15 protein-coding genes and 2 riboswitches are annotated in these 15,282 nt (G+C 63.4%); of the genes, 5 read left to right on the top strand and 10 right to left on the bottom strand.

Annotation, left to right across the window (positions count from 1 at the left end; all coding sequences use genetic code 11):
* Positions 1-10: 10 nt before the first annotated feature.
* The 5 genes from ODQ19_RS21810 to ODQ19_RS21790 are packed head-to-tail and all read right to left on the bottom strand — an operon-like array spanning position 11 to position 3,840.
* On the bottom strand, positions 11-841 hold the full coding sequence (locus ODQ19_RS21810; protein ID WP_330211176.1) for a DUF2797 domain-containing protein: 831 nt from the start codon (positions 839-841) through the stop codon (positions 11-13).
* Complete coding sequence (locus tag ODQ19_RS21805) at positions 838-1,098, bottom strand: YeaC family protein (RefSeq protein ID WP_003190750.1); 261 nt, start codon at positions 1,096-1,098, stop codon at positions 838-840. Before ODQ19_RS21805 ends, ODQ19_RS21810 begins: the two co-directional genes overlap by 4 nt.
* A 14-nt stretch (positions 1,099-1,112) precedes the next feature.
* The gene (locus tag ODQ19_RS21800) at positions 1,113-1,982 is read right to left on the bottom strand and encodes a rhomboid family intramembrane serine protease (RefSeq protein WP_330211175.1); all 870 of its coding nucleotides are present in this window, start codon (positions 1,980-1,982) and stop codon (positions 1,113-1,115) included.
* A complete protein-coding gene (locus ODQ19_RS21795) occupies positions 1,979-2,953 on the bottom strand; it encodes a metallophosphoesterase (protein WP_165861689.1) in 975 nt (324 codons plus the stop codon). The genes ODQ19_RS21800 and ODQ19_RS21795 overlap by 4 nt, the downstream gene beginning before the upstream one ends.
* The gene (locus ODQ19_RS21790) at positions 2,950-3,840 is read right to left on the bottom strand and encodes an NAD(+) kinase (RefSeq protein ID WP_003217892.1); all 891 of its coding nucleotides are present in this window, start codon (positions 3,838-3,840) and stop codon (positions 2,950-2,952) included. Before ODQ19_RS21790 ends, ODQ19_RS21795 begins: the two co-directional genes overlap by 4 nt.
* Before the next feature lie 144 nt (positions 3,841-3,984).
* Between ODQ19_RS21790 and ODQ19_RS21785 the strand changes: the two genes are divergently transcribed.
* Positions 3,985-4,932 (top strand): DUF1853 family protein, encoded by a 948-nt coding sequence (locus ODQ19_RS21785; protein ID WP_330211174.1) that lies wholly within the window; start codon positions 3,985-3,987, stop codon positions 4,930-4,932.
* A 125-nt stretch (positions 4,933-5,057) separates the two neighbouring features.
* Here ODQ19_RS21785 and ODQ19_RS21780 read toward each other — a convergent pair whose 3' ends face one another.
* The 4 genes from ODQ19_RS21780 to cobW are packed head-to-tail and all read right to left on the bottom strand — an operon-like array spanning position 5,058 to position 11,543.
* Positions 5,058-5,660 (bottom strand): vWA domain-containing protein, encoded by a 603-nt coding sequence (locus tag ODQ19_RS21780; protein WP_330211173.1) that lies wholly within the window; start codon positions 5,658-5,660, stop codon positions 5,058-5,060.
* A gap of 53 nt (positions 5,661-5,713) precedes the next feature.
* Positions 5,714-6,718 carry an ATP-binding protein gene (locus ODQ19_RS21775; protein ID WP_330211172.1) on the bottom strand — a complete coding sequence of 335 codons (1,005 nt, stop codon included), beginning with the start codon at positions 6,716-6,718 and terminating at the stop codon, positions 5,714-5,716.
* Positions 6,718-10,479, bottom strand: a complete 3,762-nt coding sequence (gene cobN, locus ODQ19_RS21770; protein WP_330211171.1) for a cobaltochelatase subunit CobN — start codon at positions 10,477-10,479, stop codon at positions 6,718-6,720. The genes ODQ19_RS21775 and cobN overlap by 1 nt, the downstream gene beginning before the upstream one ends.
* 2 nt (positions 10,480-10,481) lie before the next feature.
* The gene (cobW, locus tag ODQ19_RS21765; protein WP_047710668.1) at positions 10,482-11,543 is read right to left on the bottom strand and encodes a cobalamin biosynthesis protein CobW; all 1,062 of its coding nucleotides are present in this window, start codon (positions 11,541-11,543) and stop codon (positions 10,482-10,484) included.
* Between the two features lie 93 nt (positions 11,544-11,636).
* A riboswitch (cobalamin riboswitch) is annotated at positions 11,637-11,836 on the bottom strand.
* Positions 11,837-11,878: 42 nt separating this feature from the next.
* Positions 11,879-12,091, top strand: a riboswitch (cobalamin riboswitch).
* A gap of 96 nt (positions 12,092-12,187) precedes the next feature.
* On the opposite strand from cobW, the gene ODQ19_RS21760 reads away from it, so the two are divergent.
* The 4 genes from ODQ19_RS21760 (at position 12,188) to cobM (ending at position 14,298) form a co-directional block, all read left to right on the top strand.
* Positions 12,188-12,376, top strand: coding sequence for a CbtB domain-containing protein (locus ODQ19_RS21760; RefSeq protein ID WP_330211170.1), 189 nt, complete (start codon positions 12,188-12,190; stop codon positions 12,374-12,376).
* Between the two features lie 11 nt (positions 12,377-12,387).
* A complete protein-coding gene (locus ODQ19_RS21755; RefSeq protein ID WP_330211169.1) occupies positions 12,388-13,092 on the top strand; it encodes a CbtA family protein in 705 nt (234 codons plus the stop codon).
* Positions 13,089-13,481 carry a cobalamin biosynthesis protein gene (locus ODQ19_RS21750; protein ID WP_330211168.1) on the top strand — a complete coding sequence of 131 codons (393 nt, stop codon included), beginning with the start codon at positions 13,089-13,091 and terminating at the stop codon, positions 13,479-13,481. Before ODQ19_RS21755 ends, ODQ19_RS21750 begins: the two co-directional genes overlap by 4 nt.
* Before the next feature lie 70 nt (positions 13,482-13,551).
* Entirely contained in the window at positions 13,552-14,298 is a 747-nt protein-coding gene (cobM, locus tag ODQ19_RS21745) for a precorrin-4 C(11)-methyltransferase (protein WP_330211167.1), read from the top strand.
* Positions 14,299-14,573: 275 nt separating this feature from the next.
* Here cobM and nfuA read toward each other — a convergent pair whose 3' ends face one another.
* On the bottom strand, positions 14,574-15,158 hold the full coding sequence (gene nfuA, locus ODQ19_RS21740) for a Fe-S biogenesis protein NfuA (protein WP_003190728.1): 585 nt from the start codon (positions 15,156-15,158) through the stop codon (positions 14,574-14,576).
* Positions 15,159-15,282: the final 124 nt, after the last annotated feature.

The raw sequence follows: 15,282 nt of genomic DNA, 5'->3' as shown, positions 1-15,282 counted from the left end.
GGGGATCCTTCTACTGATGCACGGCGAGCTGGTAGGCCGTGTATTTACGAATGTTGATGACGCCGGTGTCGAAGATCAGATATTGGCCCTTGATCCCCAGCAGCGTGCCTTCGGCAATCGGGTTCTTGTCCAGGTTGAAGCTGACGATCTTGGTCGGATACTGCTCGACCGGGTAGCGGATTTCAATCGGCTCGATGTCGGCAATGGTTTGGATGGCGTGCAGGCCAAAGCGTTCCTGCAAACCCAGCAAGCCCTCGGCGCAAGAGGCGAACAGCTCATCACGCACCTGCTTGAGGTCCACCGATTGCGCGTCGCCCTTGAGCAAGGCGCGCCAGTTGGTCTTGTCGGCCACCTGGCTGCGGAACAGGTCTTCGACGAAGCCCGATTGCTGGCGCGTCGACACGCGCATGATCGGCAGCGCCTGGCTGGCGCCCTGGTCCAGCCAACGGGTGGGCAACTGCGTAGCACGCGTAATGCCGACCTTGATGCCCGACGAGTTGGCCAGGTACACCACGTGGTCGGTCATGCAGAATGTCTCGCCCCAACCCGGATCGCGGCAGGTGCCGGCGTCGTAATGGCAACGCTCGGGGCTCATGATGCACAGGTCACACTGGGCCAGCTTGGTCATGCACGGGTAGCAATAGCCCTGGCTGAAGCTGGTCTTGGTCTTGCGCCCGCAATGGCTGCAATGGATGGCGCCGAGGTACTCCAAGCGTATATGGGTGCCGATCAGCGGGTTGACCGGCACCTCTGTGCTTCCTAAGCGAAAGGCGTATTGAACGGTCGGCTCACCGAGTTGCGCCGACATTTTGCTGACTGCACCGCGACCAATTTCAATCAATGGATCGCATCCGATTTGAACAGGATATTCGGTACTGGCGCGGACTTGGACGCGCACTCCTGCGGGCCCATATAACCGGTGCGCTGTTCTTCGGGCAGGTTCTGAATCTCCCAGGCGATCATCGCTTGCAGCGACAATTCGCGCTGCTCGGCGGTGAGCTTGCGGCCATCGGACCATTTGCCGATCTCCACCGCGAGCTTGAGGCTCTCGTAGATGTCCGGGGTGATGTTTTCGATCATTTCAGCAAAAGAGGACATAAGGCTCTTCCTTATCAAAGAGACGCTTTGCGACGGTTGTACAAACCGCCGAGCAAACCCGTCAAGCAACCGATGACCAACCCGCCCACATGGGCCGCGTTGGCGATTTCGCCGAAACCGATCATCGAGACCAGCCCCGACAGGCAGAGCAGCAGCCACACCAGCATCATCACCAGCACCCCACGGGGCAGGCGATAGGCCGGGTTGGGCGACAATAATTGAAAGATCCAGCAGTGCCCGAGCAGGCCGTACAACACGCCAGACAAGCCGCCAAACAAGCCGGGGCCACCGTAGGCGTATTGCGCGTAGTTGGAGGCCACGCTGAACAACAGGGTCAGGCCCAGCAAGTTGATGCTGCCCTGGCGCGCTTCAATGCGCCGGCCCAGCTCCCAGTACCACATGCCGTTCATGGCCAGATGCAGGATGCCGAAGTGGATCAGCATCGGCGTGACCAGGCGCCACCACTGCCCCGATGCCAGGGTGTCGGCCAGCGGCGTGAACTGGATGTACTCGCCCAGCACCCGGAACGGCAGGAAGGTCAGCCAGGCCATGGCTTGCAGGTTTTCACCCAGCAGGGTCACCGCACCCACAATCAGGCTGGCCAACAGCACCAGCGCGGTGATCGGGCTGTGACGCACCTGCTGGACAAAACCTGGCCGCGCAACCGGCGCCTGCTCGGGAATGTCCAGTTGCTGGTCCGGGTCGCCAGCGGGGAAGCGTTGATACAACACGCGCACGTCGTCGCTGATGGCCTCGGGCACCCACAACACCTGCTCACCGGCCTCCTCGCTGACGCGGTGCGGCACCTGCATGCGGTGCAGCAACTTGACGAAGCCGCCCAGGTCGACGCTCAGGGGCAAGCGCAATACAGCTACGGTACTCATGGAATGGCCTCTGGTCGCTCAACGTCGACCCATACGAATTTACGCGGATCCAGTTGGGTTTCCTGGTCCAGTCGATACGCCACCAGCTTGCCGTACAGCACCGCGCTGTAGTCCAGGCAGGCCAGGTTCGGGCGGATCGGCGCCGGTTTGCCGCTGCGCCAGTAGTGGCCGACGAACAACAGCGGTTCATCGACGCCATAGCGCAGCAGGGAATTTTTTTGCGTGGACGACAACGGCGTGCGCGCCACCGGCTCCGGCAAGGCGTCGGGCTGGAACACGATGTCGCCGTAAGTCTTGGGGTCGTCTTCCCAGAACTTGGTGCGAAAGAACGAACGCGTCAGGCCATCACCACCGGTCAACGTCAGGCCGTCGGGCAGGCGCATATCGGTGCCGCGCAACAGGCGGTCGAACGCGTTGCAGGCGAAACTGCCCGGTACGGCAGCGGCTTGCAGGAAGTGCTGGTCGATGCAGCCATCCGGGAAGGTTGCGCGCAGCGGCTGGATAAAGCCGTCGTCCCAGCACGCGTGCACCACGCGAAAACGCCCGGCGTCGACAAACAGCGGCATGTCGTAGAACCAGCCAAGGAAGTCGTGCCAATCGGCCGGGTGGTGTTCGAACTGGGTCAGGGTCTCGTGGATCAAGCGGGCGTGGCGCGGGTTGTGCTCACGCACAAACTGCTTGCCGCTGCCCGGCGGTGCCGGCGTGGTCCAGCCCAGCGCATTGAACTCGTGGTTGCCCATGATGCACAGCGCCTGGCCGGCCTCGGTCATGTCGTGGACGATATGCAGCGCCTCGCGGATGCGTGGGCCACGGTCGATGATATCGCCCAGAAACACAGCCATGCGTGACGGATGGCGCCAGGTGCCGCCCTGCTTGTGGTAACCCAATTGGTCGAGCAAGTGCTCAAGGGTATGAGCGCAACCGTGCACGTCACCAATCAGGTCGTAGCTACGCGCGGGATCGAGCATCAGTCGCCTCCACCTCCCAAGCGGCTGCCCCAGCCCAACTTGGTGCGGCACACTTCGTAGTAGTTGTGATCCAGCGGGTGGATCAAGCGCAACTTCTGTGCCTTCTTGCTCACGGTGATGGTGTCACCGGGGGCGCAGGTGAAATGGTTCTGCCCGTCGCAGGAGACTTGCGGGTAGATCTGCATGTCTTTGGACACCACGATTTTCAGCTCACTGTTGCCATCGACCACAATTGGCCGGCTGGACAACATATGGGGGTACATCGGCACGATCACAATGGCATCGAGTTTGGGGTGCATGATCGGACCGCCGGCCGACAACGCGTAGGCGGTAGAACCGGTGGGCGTGGCGACGATCAGGCCGTCGGCCTTCTGGCTGCAGACGAACTGGCCATCGATGTACAGCTCGAACTCGATCATGCGCGTGGACTTGCCTGGGTGCAGCACCACGTCGTTAAGGGCATCGCCCTGGCCGATCGCCTCGCCATGGCGGCGCACTTCGGCCTGCAGCAGGAAGCGGTTCTCCACCAGGTAATGGCCGTCGAGCACCTTGGCCACTTCGACTTCCAGCTCATCGGGGCGGATGTCGGTGAGGAATCCCAGGCTGCCGCGGTTGATCCCCAGCACCGGCACATTATGACGCGCCAGCGCCCGGGCGGCGCCGAGCAGGCTGCCATCGCCGCCGACCACGATGACCATGTCGCACACCTCGCCGAGCATCTTGCGCGACGAGGTTTGCAGGCCGTGGCCGGGGAGGATTTCAGCAATGGTGTCTTCGAGGATCACATGCAGGTGGCGCTCGAGCAGAAACTTCTTCAGCCGGCGGACGGTGTCCAACACCTGGGTACTGCCCAGGCGACCGATAATGCCGATATTGCGAAATTGCTCCATGGGGCTCCTGCGGGATCTGGGGTGAGGCAAAAAGAGCGATTATGGGCGAAAGGCCGCCTCAGGCAAAATCCTTTGTCGCCGCCAAGCCTTGATGACAATGGTTCTCAGGCACCTTCTGCGCGCTGAAAAGGCTATGCTCGGACCATGACGCCATTCCCCGACTTGCACACCCTGCCCCGCCAACTGCGCCACCCCGAGGTGCGCGACCTGGCGTGGGTGATGCTCGCGCCGCCGATGCTGGCGCAGACACCGTGGCCGCAGCGCCACCCGCTGGCGGGCAGTGACTGGGTGCAGGCCCCTCACCAACTCGAAGCCTGGCTGCGCCAGCTGGACCAAGACAGCAGCGCGCTGCAGCAATGGCTGAGCCTGTCACGTACCCGGCGCCTGGGCCTGTACTACGAGCGCTTGTGGCAATTTGCGGTGCAGCATGCCCCGGGCGTGGAGTTGCTGGCCGCCAACCTGCCGATCCGCCGTGCCGGGCACACCCTGGGCGAGCTGGACATGCTGCTGCGCGACCGCGATGGGGTGCACCACCTGGAACTGGCGATCAAACTCTACCTGGGCCCGCAGGACGGCAACGGCCAGGACACCGCGCAATGGCTGGGGCCTGGCTGCCATGACCGGCTGGACCGCAAACTCGCGCACCTGGCCGAGCATCAATTACCGATCTCCGCGCGGGCAGAAAGCCGCGAGGCCTTGGCGGCGTTGGATATCCAAGCGTTTGATGCGCATTTGTGGCTCGGCGGCTATCTGCTCTACCCCTGGCCCGGCGCGGCGCACTCCCCCCTCGGCGCTCACCCGCAGCACCTGCGTGGGCGCTGGTTGCATCAGCGCGACTGGACGGACTTTGTCAGCACCCGCCCAGAGGGTCGCTGGCAACCCTTGCCCCGCCATGCCTGGCTGGCGCCCGCGCATTACCCGGCCGATGAAGTGTGGAGTGAGTTGCAGATGCAAGGCTGGCTGGCAGAGCTAGACCCAATGGCCCCGGCGCAGTTGCTGGTGCGCATGGTGCCGAACGGTGAGGAGTGGGAGGAAGCCGAGCGGTTGTTTCTGGTGGCCGATCTTTGGCCGAATGTGCCGGGGACAGGCTGATACAGGTGTGGTGTGTTTGAGGGCCTTTTCGCGAGCAAGCCCGCTCCCACAATTGTCCGCATTCCAAAGGGTGTACTGGGTCAAATGTGGGAGCGGGCTTGCTCGCGAATGCGCCCTCCCTGGCACTACACATCATCGATATGTTGATAATCCAACTGCAACCCCACCGCCAATTCCTCAGCCCGTCCCAACCTGATCGGCCCGCGCTCGATGTCAATCAACATGCCTAGGCACTCCAAGCGCGGCAGCGCGCCCATCGCCTTGAGCCGCCCATCGGTCACCACCAGCAACTTCTGTTGCTCGGCGGGATAACGCTTACGCCGTGCCGCCAACCAATGCCCCGCCTCCGTCAGCGCAGCCAGCAACGGCGTCCCCCCGCCCGCTCCCAACTGCTCCAACCAGTCGGCCAAACCTTTAGCTGCCTTCAGGCCTTGCACCTGCCACTTCGGCGATTGCCCGCTGGCCGTCAATAACGCCATGCGCGCCCGTTGGCGATAAGCATCGTCAAACAGCTGGGCCAGCAGCCCCTTGGCATCAGTCAGTGCCTGGTGGCGCCGAGTGGACGCCGAGGCATCGACAATCACCAACCACAGTTCAGGAGCCGACCGGCTAAGCAGGTGGAACAGCAGGTCCTCACGGCATTGCGGCCGCCCACCCAGCAACGTGCCCGGCCAGTTGATTACTCCCTGCTGTGCGCGGCGCGCCTTGCCTTGTCGGCCTTTATCCAATCGCCCCGCCCGGGGCCGGGCATCCGCCCCCGCGTCAGGTCGGGGGCGGATGCCTAGGGCTTTTTTGGCCAGGTGGGTACATCGCGGCGTGCGCCCGTGGGCAAGGCGGGTGCGGGCATATCGCCCCACTGGCCTTGGCCGGGCGAGGTGTCAGAGGGTGACGATGACGGCCCGTCATTCGGCTGGGGCGGCGCACCTGCCGGGGTCTGCTGCTGACGTCGATGGCGCAAGGCGAACTCCGCCACCGCGTCGATATCGTCCTGCTCGATAGCTACGGCGCCACGCCACGCCGCATGGGCACGGGCGCCTCGCAACCAGACCAGGTCAGCACGCAAGCCGTCGACCCCGGCAGCAAAGCAGCGCTCGGTGATGCGGGCCAACGCCTGGTCATCCAGGGCGATGCTGTCGAGCCGTGCCCGCGCCTGGGTGCAGCGTTCGCGCAAGGCGGCTTGCGCTGGCGCCCACTGCGCGCAGAACGCCGCCGGGTCAGTGTCGAAATCCAGCCGACGACGGATGATCTGCCCGCGCTCGGCGGGCAGAGTCTGCCCACTCAAGGCCACGTTGAAGCCGAAGCGGTCGAGCAACTGCGGGCGCAGCTCGCCCTCCTCCGGGTTCATGGTGCCGATCAGCACAAAGCGCGCCGCATGGCGATGGGAAATCCCATCGCGTTCGATCAGGTTGGTGCCGCTGGCGGCTACGTCCAGCAGCAGGTCTACCAAGTGGTCCGCCAACAGGTTGACTTCATCCACGTACAGCACGCCGCCGTCGGCCTTGGCCAACACGCCGGGGGAGAATTGCGCGCGGCCTTCGCCCAGCGCGGCGTCCAGGTCCAAGGTACCGACCAGTCGCTCTTCGGTCGCGCCCAGGGGCAAGGTGACAAACTGCCCGCTGGCCAACAGGTCTGCCAGCCCACGGGCCAGGGTGGACTTGGCCATGCCCCGTGGCCCTTCGATCAGCACACCGCCGATCTTCGGGTCGATGGCGGCCAGGCACAGTGCCAGTTTCAAGTCATCGGCGCCGACCACGGCGGACAGCGGAAAATGGGGGGTTTCAGTCATCAGCTGTCTTCTTCTATGTCCAGCAACAGGTTTTCCAAGGCTTCGCGGTACGCCCCCGGTGCCTGCCACAAGCCACGTTGCTGGGCTTCGAGCATGCGCTCGGTCATGTCGCGCAGGGCATCGGGGTTGTGCTGTTGCACAAAGGCACGGGTGTCAGGGTCCAGCAGGTAGGCATCGGCGAGCAAGGCGTATTGGTGATCGTCAATCAGCGCGGTGGTGGCGTCGAAGGCGAACAGGTTGTCCACGGTCGCAGCCATTTCAAACGCGCCTTTATAGCCATGGCGCTTCACGCCTTCGATCCACTTGGGGTTGGCCGCGCGGGAACGGATCACCCGGTTGAGCTCTTCCTTCAAGGTGCGAATTTTCGGCAAATCCGGCTGGCTGTGGTCGCCATGGTAGCTGGCGGCCTTTTCGCCGCTCAGGGTTTCCACGGCGGCCAGCATGCCGCCCTGGAATTGGTAGTAGTCGTTGGAGTCGAGCAAGTCGTGCTCGCGATTGTCCTGGTTCTGCAACACCGCCTGCACCTGACTCAACCGCTGGGCAAATTGCTCGCGGGCCGCAGTGCCTTCGTCAGCGCCACCGTAGGCATAACCACCCCAGTTCAGGTAGACCTCGGCCAAGTCCTCGCGGCTCTGCCATAGGCGCCCGTCAATCGCGCCCTGCACGCCTGCGCCATAGGCACCCGGCTTGGCACCAAAAATGCGCCAGCCGGCCTGCTTGGCCGCAGCACCTTCATCCAGGCCCGACTCAAGCAATGCTTGGCGTTCACTGCGCACTTTGGCGGCCAGCGGGTTCATGTCGTCGGGTTCATCCAGGGCCGCCACCGCCTGTACCGCCGCATCGAAAAGGCGGATCAGGTTGGCAAACGCATCGCGGAAGAACCCGGACACGCGCAAGGTCACGTCCACACGCGGGCGGTCCAGCAAGCTGATCGGCAATATTTCAAAATCGTCCACCCGTTGACTGCCGGTGGCCCACACCGGGCGCACGCCCATCAGTGCCATGGCCTGGGCGATATCGTCCCCGCCGGTGCGCATGGTGGCAGTGCCCCACACCGACAGGCCGAGCTGACGCAGGTGGTCGCCGTGGTCTTGCAGGTGCCGCTCAAGAATCAGGTTGGCCGACTGGAAACCGAGGCGCCAGGCCGTGGTGGTCGGCAGGTTGCGTACGTCCACGGTAAAGAAGTTACGCCCCGTGGGCAGCACATCCAGCCGCCCGCGACTCGGCGCACCGCTGGGCCCCGCCGGGACAAAACGCCCACTCAAGGCATCGAGCAAGCCACGCATCTCTGCGGGGCCGCAGGCATCCAGGCGTGGCGCGACGACAATGCGCAGGCTTTCGATCACCGACTTCACCTCCTGCCAGCCGGGCTCTTCCAACTGTTCGATGGGGCCTTCCAATGCCTGCCCGATCAAGCGCGCCGCGTACAACTCCAGACGTTCGCGGGTATCCCCGGCCGTACGCCACAGCTGATCGTCAATCTTCTGCAACACCAACGGGCGCCGCCCCGTCCAGGGCTCGGCCAATGCGCAATCGAGCGGATCAAACCCCAGGTCGAATGCCTTGGCCAACACTCGCAGCAGGCTCGACTGCGGGCCCCGGCCATCGCCGCGGGGAATGCGCAATAGCGCCAGCAAGGTGTCGATACGCAAGCGGCCCTCGGGCGACTCGCCAAAGATATGCAGGCCATCGCGGATCTGCGATTCCTTCAAGTCGCACAGGTAGGTATCCAGGCGCGGCAGCCACACCGCCGCGTCCGCCTCACTGCCCAGTTCAAGCTCCTGGTCGATACGGGTTTCGCGCACCAGCTTGAGGATGTCTTTTTGCAGCTCCAGCGCACGGCGCGGGTCGAGCAATTGCGCCTCGTAATATTCGTCGGCCAACAATTCAAGGTCACGCAGCGGGCCGTAGGTTTCGGCGCGGGTCAGCGGTGGCATCAGGTGGTCGATGATCACCGCCTGGGTGCGCCGCTTGGCCTGGGCGCCCTCACCCGGGTCGTTGACGATAAACGGGTAGATATTCGGCAGCGGCCCCAGCAATGCATCCGGCCAGCAGTGCTCCGACAGGCCCACGCCTTTGCCGGGTAGCCACTCCAAGTTGCCATGCTTGCCCACATGGATCACGCCGTGGGCGCCGTAGGTATGGCGCAGCCAGAAATAGAACGCCAGGTAGCCATGGGGCGGTACCAGGTCCGGGTCGTGGTAGACGGCGCTGGCATCCACCTGGTAACCCCGGGCCGGCTGGATGCCGACGAAGGTCAGGCCCAGGCGCAGGCCGGCGATCATCATGCGGCCATCGCGGCACATCGGATCGTTTTGCGGCGCGCCCCAACGCTCCAGCACGGCCTGGCGATTGGACGCCGGCAAACGATCAAACATCGCCTGGTATTCCACAAGGCTCAGGCTTTGATGGCAGGGGCGCAGGTCGAGGCTGTCGAGGTCGTTGGTGACGCCGCCGAGCAGTTCATGGATCAGCGCGGTGCCGCTGTCGGGCAGCCGCTCCGCCACCGGGTAGCCTTCAGTTTGCAAGGCGCGCAGGATATTCAGCGCTGCCGCCGGGGTGTCCAGGCCCACGCCGTTGCCGATACGACCGTCGCGGGTCGGGTAGTTGGCCAGGATCAACGCAATCCGTTTCTGGGCATTCGGCACCCGCGCCAACTCGACCCAACGGCCTGCCAGCTCAGCGACAAAATCCATGCGTTCGGGCGCTGCGCGGTAGCACACCACGTCCGATTGGCTGCGCTCGCTGCGCCAGGCCAAGTCCTTGAAACTGATGGGCCGGCTGATGATGCGCCCGTCCAGCTCCGGCAAGGCAATGTGCATCGCCAGGTCGCGGGGCCCCAGGCCTTGTTCGCTGGCCTGCCAGCCGGGTTGGTTGTCCTGGGCGCAGATCGCCTGGATCACCGGGATATTGCGGCGAAACGGGCGCAAATGCGGCGCTTCCGGGCTCGATTGGGCAAAGCCGGTGGTGTTCAGAATTACCGCGGCTTGCACGTCATCCAGCAGGTCCTCGACCACCGTGAGGCAGCCGGGCTCTTTCAAACTGGCCACCGCGATAGGCAACGGATTGAGGCCCGCCGCCTGTAAGCGCTGGCAGAACACATCGATAAAACCGGTATTGGCCGCCTGCAAATGCGAGCGGTAGAACAGCACCGCGGCCACAGGCCAATCGGCATGCCAATCCGCCTGCCAGTCATTGAGACGAGCATTGGCGTTGTGCGGGTGATAGATCGCCGTGCGCGGCAATGTTTGCGGCTCGGCCCAGGGATAGTCACGGCCCAGGTGGGCACTGGCCAGGCAGTGGTAAAAATCCAGGGCATTACCCAGGCCACCTTGGCGCAGGAAGTGCCACAGGCGCTCGCGGTGTTCGGCAGCAACGGTGCTCAGGCCGCTGAGTTCCGGGTCCGGGCGGTCGTCCCCCGGCACCAGGATCAGGGTGACGCCGCGCTCGGCCAACTCCACCAGGCGCTCGATGCCGTAGCGCCAATACCCGATGCTACCGTGCAATGACAGCAGGATGACCTTGGCGTGGCGCAACACCTCATCGACGTACAAGTCGACCGAGGCATGGTTCTGCACCTGCATCGGGTTGGCCAGGCGCAGGCTGGGGTAATCCTCGGGCAATTGCTGGGCGGCTTCGGCGAGCAGCGCCAGGCTGGAATCGCCGCTGCACAGGATCACCAGTTCAGCGGGGGTCTGGCCAAGGTCGGCAATATTGTCGTCCGCGACGAAACCACCGGGTTGGGTCCTGAGCAGGTGCATGGTTAAACGCTGAGGGCGGCGCGCAATTGCGCTTCGAGGCCGGCGGCGTCCAGTTCCTGGCCGATCAGCACCAGGCGCGTGGTGCGTGCTTCGTCAGCGCCCCAGGCACGGTCGAAGTGCTTGTCAAAGCGCGTGCCCACGCCCTGGATCAGCAGACGCATCGGTTTGTTGGGGATCGCGGCGAACCCTTTCACACGCAGGATGCCGTGCTGCACCACCAATTGGGTCAGGGCGTCGAGCAGCAGCGCTTCATCGGCTTGGGGCAAGTCGATGGAGATGGAGTCGAAGGCATCGTGATCGTGGTCGTCTTCACCCTCGTGGTGATGGTCGTGATGGCTGTGACGCCCGTCGATATGTTCTTCAGAACCGGCGCCCAGCCCGATCAGCACGTCCAGGGGTAGGCGACCGCTGCTGGCTTCGATGATCTTCACCGCGGGTGGCAGTTCTTCGGCGACTTCCAGGCGTACGCGGGCCAGGTCTTCGGCGCTGATCAGGTCGGTTTTGTTGAGGATCACCAGGTCGGCGCTGGCCAGTTGGTCGGCGAACAGCTCATGCAACGGTGACTCGTGGTCCAGGTTCGGGTCAAGCTTGCGCTGGGCGTCGACCTGGTCCGGGAAGGCGGCAAAGGTGCCGGCAGCCACGGCTGGGCTGTCGACCACGGTGATCACCGCGTCAACGGTGCAGGCGCTGCGGATTTCCGGCCACTGGAAGGCTTGCACCAACGGCTTGGGCAGGGCCAGGCCCGAGGTTTCGATGAGGATATGGTCCAGGTCACCGCGACGGGCGACCAGTTCGCGCATCACCGGGAAGAACTCTTCCTGCACGGTGCAGCACAGGCAACCGTTGGCCAGCTCGTAGACGCGGCCATTGGCTTCTTCTTCGGTGCAACCGATAGAACACTGCTTGAGGATTTCTCCGTCAATGCCCAGCTCACCGAACTCGTTGACGATCACCGCAATGCGACGGCCCTGGGCGTTGTCGAGCATATGGCGCAACAGCGTGGTTTTGCCCGAGCCAAGGAAGCCGGTAACGATGGTGACGGGAAGTTTGGCCAGTGTTTTCATCGGATGCCCTTTGGGGCGGGCATACGGGACGACAGGCCCTGCGACGGCGCGCAGCAGCGGATTTCGTCACCGGATCACCCCGCCCGGTTGAAGTGGAAAATCAGTGGCGAGGCAGGTCTCCTGGCTTGGGGTGTGCAGGTCTTGCGACCAACGCTGACTGCGCCTTCCCGCCCTATCGGCAGTGGCGTGGCAGTCAACTGAACCCTTCACAGTTGCGGGGGCAGCCGCGGCTTGAACCGCGTTCCCTTCTTAGCTTCGGCCTGGGCCGAAGAACCTCGAGGGTGCAAGGCTACAGGGGCTTGCAGCATTTGACTACCGTCCCCGGCCCATGCTCTCCTACATCTCTTGTTTCGGGTGCCCTTCACAGGGTGAAACGGGAAACCGGTGCGTCATAGACCTATGACCAGTCCGGTGCTGCCCCCGCAACGGTAAGCGAGCGAAGCGTCATGGCCACTGTGCTTTTGCATGGGAAGGCGATGCTTTCAGGAGGACTCTATCCAGAGTCGCCCCTCGCAAGCCCGGAGACCGGCCCGAAAAATTCAGATAACAAACCCGCGGTGGGCGGGCGCTGTTCGAACCCTGCGTGCCTGGCGCGTGGGGTTTTCATGCGCTCGTTTCACCCTGACACCTGAAAGGGACGCGCCATGTCGATCATCAGCAGCACTTCGCACACCGCCACTAGCACCGCCACCCTCAGCCAACGCCTGACCGCCGCCATCAGTGCGTCGATCCTCGGCGCGTGCCTGGTGTATTTCGCCGGGTTCTCGCACATCGAGGCGGTGCACAACGCCGCCCACGATACCCGCCATAGCGCCGCGTTCCCGTGCCATTGAGAGCTGCCGACATGATCAAGCGTATTGCGCAAACCGCAGGGTTCACTGGGCTTTTGGCTGCCTTGCTGTTGACCCTGCTGCAAAGTTTCTGGGTGGCACCGCTGATTCTGCAGGCAGAAAGCTTTGAAAAAGCCCCGCCAGCCGCTGAAGTGGTGCACGAGCACGCCGCAGGCGTTGCTGCCCACAGCCACGATGCCCAAGCCTGGGAGCCGGAAGATGGCTGGCAGCGTGTGTTGTCTACCACTGGAGGCAACCTGGTGGTGGCCGTAGGCTTTGCACTGATGCTCGCCGGCCTCTACACGCTGCGCGCGCCGACCCGCACCGCCCAAGGCCTGCTCTGGGGCCTGGCCGGCTACGCGACCTTTGTACTGGCACCCACCCTGGGCCTGCCACCGGAACTGCCGGGCACTGCGGCGGCTGACCTGACACTGCGCCAGACCTGGTGGATCGGCACCGCAGCCTCCACCGCCGCCGGCCTGGCGCTGATCGTGTTCGGCCGCAACTGGCTGTTGAAAGGCCTTGGGCTGGCGATTCTTGCCGTGCCCCACTTCATCGGCGCGCCGCAACCTGAGGTACATTCGATGCTGGCCCCGGAGGCGCTCCAAGCGCAGTTCAAGATCGCCTCGCAATTGACCAACGTCGCTTTCTGGCTGGCCCTGGGCCTGATCAGTGCCTGGTTGTTCCGCCGCAACCGCGACGACCAATACTCGGCATGATCGTGGTTGTCGGTTTGGGCTGCCAGCGTGGCTGTGAGGCTCACAGCCTGCTGGCGTTGCTGGACAGCGCCCTGGCCGAGGCCGGCATTGATCCCTCACGCGTGACCGCGTTGGCGAGCATTGACCGCAAACGCAATGAACCGGGGCTGCTGGCGCTGGCCCAGCGGTTGAACCTGCCCTTGCAGTGTTTCAGCGCCGAGCAACTGGCGGGCTATGAACATCGGCTGAGCCATCGCTCAGCGCTGGCTTTTGCCCACACCGGCTGTTACGGCGTGGCCGAAAGCGCCGCCCTGGCCCTGGCCGAGCACCTGTCCAATGGCCCCGCGCGCCTGCTGATCACCCGCCAGAAAAGCGTACAGGCCACCCTTGCATTGGCCTGTGCGGGTTAAAATCCCGATAATTGCCGCTTTCGATCATGAGCAATCTTCATGCTCATGCGTTTTTCAACAGGATTTCTCCATGACCGTCTACTTTATCGGCGCCGGCCCCGGCGACCCGGAATTGATCACCGTCAAGGGCCAGCGGCTGATCCGCCATTGCCCGGTGATTATCTACGCCGGCTCGCTGGTGCCCGCCGCCGTACTGGAAGGTCATCAGGCGCTCCAGGTGGTCAACAGCGCCGAGCTGCACTTGGAACAGATCATCGAGCTGATCACGACGGCCCATGCTAAAGGCCAGGATGTGGCGCGGGTGCACTCTGGCGATCCCAGCCTGTATGGGGCGATTGGTGAACAAATCCGCCATTTGCGTGAGCTGGGCATCCCCTTCCAGATCATTCCAGGGGTAACGGCGGTGGCGGCGTGCGCAGCCTTACTGGAAACCGAACTGACCCTGCCGGATATCGCCCAAAGCGTGATCCTGACCCGTTACGCCGATAAAACCAGCATGCCCCGCGGCGAAGACTTCGACAGCCTGGCGCGGCATGGCACCACCATGGCGATTCATCTGGGGGTCAATCATCTGGAAAAAATCGTCGCAGAACTGCTGCCGCATTACGGCGCGGACTGCCCGATTGCCGTGGTACACCGTGCCACCTGGCCGGATCAGGATTGGGTGGTCGGTACGCTGAGCGACATTGCCGAGAAAGTCGTGGCGAAGGGGTTTCGGCGGACAGCGTTGATTGTGGTGGGCCGGGTGTTGTCCAGTGACAGTTTCAGCGAGTCGTCGCTGTACCGCGCAGGGCATGCGCACCTCTACCGCCCCTGAAGCAATGCGCACAACAATGTGGGAGCTGGCTTGCCTCAAGGCTTTTTGTAGGAGCGAGCTTGCTCGCGAAAAACTTCCAGGCGCCGCGTTCATTCAGCAAGCGCGCGTTATCGTTGACGTTCTTCGCGAGCAAGCTCGCTCCTACAGCGTTAAGACAAGGCAACTCCCACACTTGATCTGATTTGTTAGGTATATTTCGCAAGGCTATGAATTTCAAGCATAAAAAACGGCGCTCACGGGGCGCCGTTTTTTTATGTTCGCAGTGAACACCTTACTCAGTAGTAGGCGTTTTCTTTCTGCGTGTGGTCAGTGACGTCACGTACACCCTTGAGCTCAGGAATACGTTCCAGCAGCGTGCGCTCAATACCCTCGCGCAAGGTCACGTCCGCCTGGCCACAACCCTGGCAACCGCCGCCGAACTTCAACACGGCGATACCGTCATCCACTACGTCGATCAGGCTCACCTGGCCGCCGTGGCTGGCCAGCCCCGGGTTGATCTCGGTTTGCAGGTAGTAGTTGATGCGCTCATTGACCGGGCTGTCGGCGTTGACGTTCGGCACCTTGGCGTTGGGGGCCTTGATGGTCAACTGGCCGCCCATACGGTCGGTGGCGTAGTCGACCACGGCGTCGTCCAGGAAGGCTTCGCTGAAGGCATCGATATACGCGGTGAAACTTTTGAGCCCCAGGGCGGTATCTTCAGGCTTCTCTTCGCCGGGCTTGCAGTAGGCAATGCACGTCTCGGCGTATTGGGTGCCAGGCTGGGTGATAAAGACGCGGATGCCGATACCTGGGGTGTTCTGCTTGGACAGCAGGTCAGCCAGGTAATCGTGGGCGGCGTCGGTAATGGTTATGGCAGTCATGGAAACTCCTCACAGGCTTGCCCGCAGTTTACGCCAAATTATTACGCAGGTACAAAGCCCGAGTGTTTTTGTCGGGAAAGACCTGAGCCTGCTGACTGAAGGCGCCGCTACACCGCCCCCCTTG

Source organism: Pseudomonas sp. AM4(2022), assembly GCF_036346515.1.
GTDB lineage: Bacteria > Pseudomonadota > Gammaproteobacteria > Pseudomonadales > Pseudomonadaceae > Aquipseudomonas > Aquipseudomonas paracarnis.
This window is presented reverse-complemented; position numbering and strand designations above follow the sequence as displayed.

Coding starts and splice junctions, on each gene's coding strand:
- ODQ19_RS21805 (WP_003190750.1), bottom strand. CDS start 1,098: ATGTCCTCTTTTGCTGAAATGATCGAAAACATCACCCCGGACATCTAC.
- ODQ19_RS21800 (WP_330211175.1), bottom strand. CDS start 1,982: ATGAGTACCGTAGCTGTATTGCGCTTGCCCCTGAGCGTCGACCTGGGC.
- ODQ19_RS21790 (WP_003217892.1), bottom strand. CDS start 3,840: ATGGAGCAATTTCGCAATATCGGCATTATCGGTCGCCTGGGCAGTACC.
- ODQ19_RS21785 (WP_330211174.1), top strand. CDS start 3,985: ATGACGCCATTCCCCGACTTGCACACCCTGCCCCGCCAACTGCGCCAC.
- ODQ19_RS21775 (WP_330211172.1), bottom strand. CDS start 6,718: ATGACTGAAACCCCCCATTTTCCGCTGTCCGCCGTGGTCGGCGCCGAT.
- cobN (WP_330211171.1), bottom strand. CDS start 10,479: ATGCACCTGCTCAGGACCCAACCCGGTGGTTTCGTCGCGGACGACAAT.
- cobW (WP_047710668.1), bottom strand. CDS start 11,543: ATGAAAACACTGGCCAAACTTCCCGTCACCATCGTTACCGGCTTCCTT.
- ODQ19_RS21760 (WP_330211170.1), top strand. CDS start 12,188: ATGTCGATCATCAGCAGCACTTCGCACACCGCCACTAGCACCGCCACC.
- ODQ19_RS21755 (WP_330211169.1), top strand. CDS start 12,388: ATGATCAAGCGTATTGCGCAAACCGCAGGGTTCACTGGGCTTTTGGCT.
- ODQ19_RS21750 (WP_330211168.1), top strand. CDS start 13,089: ATGATCGTGGTTGTCGGTTTGGGCTGCCAGCGTGGCTGTGAGGCTCAC.
- cobM (WP_330211167.1), top strand. CDS start 13,552: ATGACCGTCTACTTTATCGGCGCCGGCCCCGGCGACCCGGAATTGATC.
- nfuA (WP_003190728.1), bottom strand. CDS start 15,158: ATGACTGCCATAACCATTACCGACGCCGCCCACGATTACCTGGCTGAC.